Origin of the sequence: Trichocoleus sp. FACHB-6 (assembly GCF_014695815.1) — a bacterium.
Classification (GTDB): domain Bacteria; phylum Cyanobacteriota; class Cyanobacteriia; order Cyanobacteriales; family FACHB-T130; genus Funiculus; species Funiculus sociatus.
Map to the genome: position 1 here is coordinate 1 of NZ_JACJOY010000058.1, position 7396 is coordinate 7396.

The following is a 7396-nucleotide window of genomic DNA, read 5'->3' on the forward strand; positions in this document are numbered from 1 at the left end:
CACAAGTTAAAGCTGGTGCTTGATTCTCTCTCATCGGAAGCGGTTGCTTCTATCTGTGGTTGGGATTACATTGTTTCGGCTTTATTAAGTGCAACTTCATAGAGAATTGGTATAACAAACTTTCAAAAAATAGTTGTAGTGCCAGTAAATCTGAGAATACTTATATAGATTACCGAAAGGTGCTAGGGAACCCCAAATTCATCTAAAAGCAGGAGTTCCGCTCCCTCACCTAAAACTATTTGCCATAGCAGCAAGGAAACTTCCATCAAGATGAGTAAAATTACGCTTTCAGAGCGTGTCCGCTACGGGTTCGATATTTTCATGGCTAGAGGCACTGTTGCCCTGATTGGTGGATTAGCCTTGACCTCTCTAGCCTTTATCTTTTTAATGGGATTTTTGGTCAGCATCACCGGAGTTGCGCCGGAAGGAAGCTCACGCCTCAATCCTCTAGAAGCGGTTTGGAGCGTTCTCATGCGGACTCTAGACGCAGGTACAATGGGCGGCGATACAGGCTGGCTATTTCGATTTGCCATGCTGTTTGTCACCTTTGGCGGGATCTTCCTTATCAGTACCTTGATCGGTGTTCTCAGCAGTGGCATCGATACGAAGCTAGAAGACTTACGGAAAGGACGCTCCCGTGTCGTTGAAACCGATCACATTGTAATTTTGGGCTGGTCGCTGCAAGTATTTACCCTCATCTCACAACTTACCCTTGCTAATGCCAATCGACCCGGTACTTGCATCGTCATCCTCAGCGAAGAGGACAAAGTGCAGATGGAAGATACGCTATCTAGTATTCTCGGTAAACGTCCCAAAATTCGCTTAGTATGTCGCACGGGCAGTCCCAGCAATATTACTGACTTAGGGATGGTGAATGTTCAAACGGCACGCTCAATCGTGATTCTAAGCTCATCCAATGCTCATGCTGATATTCAACTCGTAAAAACTCTGCTGGCAATTACCAGTATTCCTCGCAGCGTGTCCCAGCCCTATCACATTGTTGCTCAAGTTCAAGATCCCCAGAGTTCCGACATTGTTAGCTTAATCGGACGCAATGACATAGAGGTTTTACTAACTAACGATCTCATTTCGCGGATCATTGTGCAAACCTGTAGGCAATCAGGCTTATCAACGGTTTACATGGAGCTTCTTGATTTTAGTGGCAATGAAATCTATATCAAAGCTGAACCCAATTTGCAAGGAAAGACCTACGGCGATGCCCTTGTCGCCTACAACGAGTCGGCAGTACTGGGAATTAAATACTCTAATGGGACTATCCAACTTAATCCACCGATCGACACGCCGTTACAACCCAACGAACAACTTGTTTTGATTAGCGAAGATGACAGTACCATTCATTTGTCGCCACTGTCTGACATTCCCATCGATCGTCAGGCAATTCAAGTTAAACAGACAAATGCGATCAGAGTCCCAGAAAATACCTTAATTTTGGCCTGGAATAACCGCGTTTATAGCATTATTCAACTACTTGATTACTACGTTGCTCTAGGCTCCAGCGTTACTGTCGTTGCAGAATTTCCCGATGTAGAAGTCGATCTATCACCGGAATCGCTCAACTTACAACAACAAACTCTGCGGTATTCTCAGGGAAATCCTACCGAGCGTCGGGTATTAGAAAGCATTGACTTAGCTAAATATGATCGTGTTCTCGTACTCTGCAATCCTGACTTAGAACCAGAACAAGCTGATGCTCAAACTTTGATTACACTGCTTTATCTCCGGGATATTTCCGATCGCCACAAGTACAATTTTCAAGTGGTTACGGAAATTTTAGATGTGCGAAATCAAGCGTTAGCGCAAGTGGCTCGCCCAGATGATTTTGTCATCAGTGAGCAAATTGTTAGTCGGCTGCTGGCTCAAGTTTCCGAACAGAAAAGCCTCAATGCTGTGTTTTCCGATCTCTTTGATCCCGAAGGCTCAGAAATTTATATCAAGCCTGTCAGCGAGTATGTTGCGCTCGCTCATCCCGTTAATTTTTACACAGTTGTTGAAGCCGCCAAGCAACGCGGTGAATCGGCAATTGGCTATCGTTGCAAAGCTGATGCTAATAATTCAGGAAGAGCTTATGGGGTGACAATTAATCCCAAAAAAGATCGACTAATTACGTTTGCCCCGCAAGATACGATCATTCTATTAGCGGAAAACTAAATTTCAGTTTCAATCTTTTTATATTGATGTACGCGATCGCCATCGACTATCTCATGGATTCTGAAGGTTAATTGGTACGTTTCATTAAGACCGAAAAGTGCTTTTTGATAGAATACCTGCTGCTAGAGCGTTTGAGCCTTAAGGTCTTAACGTGGCTTTCTGTTCCGTTACTCCTCAACCTCCAGGTAGTAACTGGAAGCGAGACTTGAACTACCCACGCTCGCGCAGATTCCCGCAAGTTTACCCCCCAAGCCACTCAACACTAGGCGCGGCATATCTCCTCACAGATCGGCACTCGTCACAAACTGGCCTCTGCTATTTCGGGGTGGCCAAAGGGAACACTAGGTAAAATTCTTATCACATAAAATATATGCGCCTGTTTCCCTTCTTCTTATCCCTGATGGTTACCGACCCTACCTTTGCTCCAAATGTTAGCCCGGACATGGTGTGTTTCATCCGGGCGGCTAATTGATTTGGAAAGTTTGTGCGCTTTTGTGCCGGCAGCTCCTACAACCACTGCTGTGCCTTCGGCTTCAGCCCCTTCCTCCCTGCCTGGCCCCACATCTCCAGGTGTGACCACCCTGGTGGAGGTAACGGTTCATCAGGTGGAGGAGGGAGTGGACAGTGCAACTCTCCCAGCGACATTGCATCTGACGGAAGCCGATGTGGGGGCCGTGCTGCTAGCGAACGCCCAAGTGGCAGATAATTATCGGTGCTTGAAGCCTGAGAATGGCTGAAGCGATATTTTTGGAAATCGCCTTTCGGCTTGAACCCATTGCTATACCGCCAATTAACCGCCACAATACCTTCCATTGGTTACGGTTAAACCGCGCTTACAACGCATTTTAACCCGGCGAGCGCATAGCTATATTTCGCGATACTTTAGTCCCTGCTTCCCTAGCGGCTACTTCACAATATATTGCCATTAGTTTAGACGATTCCTCAGCATTAAAACTATAAATTCAGAGACACAAAAATGGAGGAAGTTAATAAAGCTATGGCTGATTGATTTTGCAAATTTTAGTATATTTATTACCCTATCCAAAACGACTCACAAGATGAAATGAGATAGAGCTATCATTCTAGGATTAGACTTTTAAACGGTGAGGAGCCTGGAGGAATGTTATCAAAAACCTATAAATATCTAGAGAAACTACTCTTGACATTGCTAAAAAAATAAACATATAGTTAAAAGATACAATCCAATACAAAGAAAAGACAAAATGACCTCTAAATTTTGGGTTAAGAGCTACAAGTTTTCCTCTGTAGTTGGCATGACTTTGGGGTTATTGATGCCAGGATTGTCTCTGTTAGCTGTTACGCCTTTCTCAGCTCTTGCCTGGGAGCTTCCTCCTCAGCCTACGCCACCCAGCGAATGCTCAGGGGCTGGACTGGCAGACTACTTCATAACTGAAACCTATTTTATTAGTATCTTCACTTGTGAGAATGTAGATAATTATTTTTTTGTGGCGACAAAGATTTCTGATCAGTCTGAAATTAAGAGCACTAAGGTCACAATTGAAGCCGATAGAACTTATTTAGCTATTACCTCTGATGACGAAGGAAATGAGATCGCTTACAAGGTGGGCGGCGATCAACTCACTCTGTTCAAAAATGGCAAGCAGGTTTGGTATGAGGAAGCCTCTAAACCCTAAACCTAGGGTTTAATTGTTTTTGATTCACATTTTACTGAAATGGCGCTCTTAATGATGATGAAGAGTAGCCTTTATCTATCCATACTGACGCATCGTTTAGTTCAAACCTCGGTGTGATTCCCTCCATTTCTAGTGTGTACTGACTGTAATCGCCCTAATAGTTTACGTTATGAGATAAGCGGTGATAGTTTGAAAGCTAGCAATAAAAAAGATTCCTAAACATTGCGTCTGAGGGTCTTTTTTTAGTATTTTTCGATTAATTCCTGTTGTTTTGCGTCCCGGTTTAATCAACCCTGGAAGAATACTTTCTGAGAAAGACAATATATCGCCATTAGTCTCGATACAAAGATGGAGGAAGTTAATAAACTTATCCCTGATTTGTTCTGCGGATTTTAGTGTCCTTCTTATGCTATCCGCAGTAGCTCACTAGATGAAATGAGATAGAGCTATCATTCCAGAATTAAACTTTTGAACAGTGAAGAGCCTGGGGGATTGTTATCAAAAACTTAAAAATGTAATAGATGTAATAGAGAAATCACTCTTGACGTTGCTAAAAAATAAAATTACAGTTGAAAAATATAATTCAACCAAAAAAAGACAGAATGACCTCTAAATTTTGGGTTAAAAGCTGCAAGTTTTCCTCTACAGTTGGCATGACTTTGGGGTTATTGATGCCAGGATTGCCCTTGTTAGCTGTTACGCCTTTCTCGAATCTTTCCGAAGATTCTAGTTTTGCCTCGTCTGAAGAATTGCTTATCGCGCAAGAGTCATGTACCGCGCAAGACCAATTCCTAACTACCAACTATCAGGTTGAGATCTACAGTTGTAATGGAGAGACGTTTTATCTTGAATCGACAGTCCTTTCTAATGGGGCTACCACTACTGTTCGTAACATCATATTCAACGAGCACAGTGGATCTTATGAGGGGACGACATACGATGAGGATGGAAGTGAGATGAAATACGTTGTAGGCAAATACTTACGAGTGACCAACAATGGCGACCAGGTTGTCTATGAGCGAACCTCTAAACGCTGAACCTAGATTTTAGTTATTTTTGATTCAATTTCACTGAAATGAGGCTCTTAATGATGATGAAAGGTAGCGTTTATCTCTCCATACTGACGCATCATTTAGCTCAAACCTCGGTGTGATTCTCTCCATTTCTAGTGTGTACTTACTGTAATCGCCCTAATAGTTTACGTTATGAGATAAGCGGTAATAGTTTGAAAGCTAGCAATAGAAAAGACCCCTAAACACTGCGTTCAGGGGTCTTTTTATTTTAGTATTTTTCGATTAATTCCCGCTGTTTTCCGGCCCGGTTTAACCAACCTTTGAAGAATACTTCTTGAGAAGGGTTTCGGAACACAATACCCTGGTAATGGGCTATTATAAGCCTGTTAATCTCGCTGACCCTAGCTATCGGGTCTTCAATATGAGCGGTTGGTTTAAGGAAACGTGCGGCTAGTCCAGGACCCTTATTCAAGCTTTCCTTAGATATTGATATCAATATCTACCTCTCTTACTGATATCACTGATAGCAAAATTGATATCAATTGCGATAATCTTTCTAGCCTTTAAGCATAGCCAGCTTCGATTCCCTTCCGAATAGCTTCGTTAACCGCACCTTGCACCACCGTCCTTCCATAAGGCAGATGCAGCAACGATACAGCCCTACGCTTGGTTTCTTCACCGCGACGGTCGTAACGAGCAGTTGTTAAGGGTGAACTGTGACCCGCCAATCTTTGAACGGTAGAAATATCCGCCCCCGCATCCAGCAGATTACTAATAAACGTTCTCCGAAAATCGTGGGGTGATAAATCTTTTACTCCTGCCTGTTCGCTACGTTTTTCCAGAGCATTCAGTACCGCCTGGGACGACAAGCGCTGCCCCACCAAAATCGCTCTACCCTTATTCACTGGATTGAGCAATGCTCCAGTGATATCGCCCCTCAACTGTAGCCAATCAGCAATTGCTTCTGCACCGCCACCGGGCGTATAGCACAGCCTATCTTTTCTCCCTTTACCACCTAGTACCTTAATCTCGCCGGTTTCCAGATTGAAATCCGAGACATCCAGCTTTACTACTTCCGACCTTCTCAATCCCCCCATCAAAAACGCCAACATCGCCCCATCTCTAAATCCAGCAGGTGAAGCATCCCGGCAGCACACATCCATCAAGGCAGCTATCTGGCCTCCCGATAACGCTCTCCCGGTAGGTAAGCGCTCAGAAGCAATCTGCTTCAGGTCGCAAGCATTCATGTAATCATCGGCTGATATCAACCCTAAGCGTCGGCATTCTCTTAACACTCCCCGCAGCGCCGACAGCATTTTATTCGCCGTCGCCGGGGAGTATCGCTCCATCAGTTCTGACCTCAGCGCCGAGGTGTGCTGATACCTGAGAAGCCACCAGGGAAGGGTAGTGGAATCGCAGCTCCCCAGCGTTAACATCTCAGCAATCGCGTTCAGTGCCTGCCGCATCGTGCGCCGGGAACCGCTACCCAACCCGGATAAATAAACCAGCGCTGGATTCCCTTCCGCCAACACGTTAACTGTCGGAGATAGGGTTTGGAAGTGAGATACCGTGACCAGCTCTTTCATCTTCGGCTGTGGGAAGATACATCTGATAACACCACGATAGCCAAGCTTATTCAAAAGATTAAAAAGCTAGAGGCAGGGTTAAGTGATATCAATTTTGATAGCAACGAGATATCAAAACTTAGTCAAAGGATTGAAAAGCTAGAGGCGGCAGTAGAATCGTTACCCCAAACTGAAGGGGAAAAACTACGCAGCCAGCCTCCCCGTAACGCTGCCAAAAAAAGTAGTTCACCTAAAAAGCGCCAGTCCATACAACCGGAACCGCTCATCCAGAGTCGTCTAGCAGAAAGGCTAGGGATACATCCCAGCACAATTACCCGTCGCCGGGATAGAGATGATTTTAAAGCGTGGGGTCAACATTTAGATCCAGAGGGTTGGGCTTGGGAGTACAGCTGGGAAGATCAGACATATTATCCCGTTTAATTTTTCTCGGCAATGAGTGCTATTGAGAATGTCTATGGGAAAAGCCCTAATAACGCCAACATTTCTGAAAAGAAATGCCCCGCTTGTGGCAGAGCTTGATGTCGTTTTTAAGTGCTAGAATTACTACGCAAAAAAACTAATTCCGTCTTTATCGCCATTAAATTTGTGAGAGTCAGGGGACAGCACTTGCGGGTAAGATAGCTTCAAGCACTTGCACATTGGCAACCCGGATAGCTATAAAGATTGCCCAAAAGACACCTGCTCAAAGACACTGGGATGCGTTGAATACGTATCTTCATTCCATAGAACTGCCAATGGAACTCAATGAGTTTCTCAAACACTGGGACGTGTCACGGGAGGATGTAGCTTTTATTTGCGAATGCTCACTGACTACCATCAATCATTGGTTTTCTCAAGGCTCTGACCGCACAACGCCAAGCGTTGCTGAATTTGGGTATAATTTCCAAAAATTTAAAACGAGCCTTCGATGTTCCAGCGATAGCTTTATACCTGCATTCAGCAACGCCGCTTTTTTTTATTCCCTTATTTGTCC

Annotated in this window: 5 protein-coding genes and 1 pseudogene; 5 read left to right on the top strand and 1 reads right to left on the bottom strand. The window is 44.4% G+C overall.

Annotation, left to right across the window (positions count from 1 at the left end; genetic code table 11):
- Nucleotides 1–270 precede the first annotated feature (270 nt).
- The 3 genes from H6F66_RS11160 to H6F66_RS11170 all read left to right on the top strand — a co-directional run bounded on the left by H6F66_RS11160 (nt 271) and on the right by H6F66_RS11170 (nt 3824).
- A complete protein-coding gene (locus H6F66_RS11160) occupies nt 271–2169 on the top strand; it encodes a potassium transporter TrkA (protein ID WP_190421140.1) in 1899 nt (632 codons plus the stop codon).
- Between the two features lie 428 nt (nt 2170–2597).
- Complete coding sequence (locus tag H6F66_RS11165) at nt 2598–2906, top strand: hypothetical protein (RefSeq protein WP_190421141.1); 309 nt, start codon at nt 2598–2600, stop codon at nt 2904–2906.
- Nucleotides 2907–3392: 486 nt separating this feature from the next.
- The gene (locus H6F66_RS11170; RefSeq protein ID WP_190421142.1) at nt 3393–3824 is read left to right on the top strand and encodes a hypothetical protein; all 432 of its coding nucleotides are present in this window, start codon (nt 3393–3395) and stop codon (nt 3822–3824) included.
- A gap of 1576 nt (nt 3825–5400) precedes the next feature.
- On the opposite strand, the gene H6F66_RS11175 is transcribed toward H6F66_RS11170, so the two are convergent.
- Nucleotides 5401–6423, bottom strand: a complete 1023-nt coding sequence (locus H6F66_RS11175; RefSeq protein WP_190421143.1) for a tyrosine-type recombinase/integrase — start codon at nt 6421–6423, stop codon at nt 5401–5403.
- Between H6F66_RS11175 and H6F66_RS11180 the strand changes: the two genes are divergently transcribed.
- Both H6F66_RS11180 and H6F66_RS27995 read left to right on the top strand, forming a co-directional pair.
- Nucleotides 6397–6843, top strand: a complete 447-nt coding sequence (locus H6F66_RS11180) for a hypothetical protein (RefSeq protein WP_190421144.1) — start codon at nt 6397–6399, stop codon at nt 6841–6843. The genes H6F66_RS11175 and H6F66_RS11180 overlap by 27 nt on opposite strands.
- A gap of 314 nt (nt 6844–7157) precedes the next feature.
- Nucleotides 7158–7396, top strand: a pseudogene (locus H6F66_RS27995) (hypothetical protein); the annotation flags it as partial.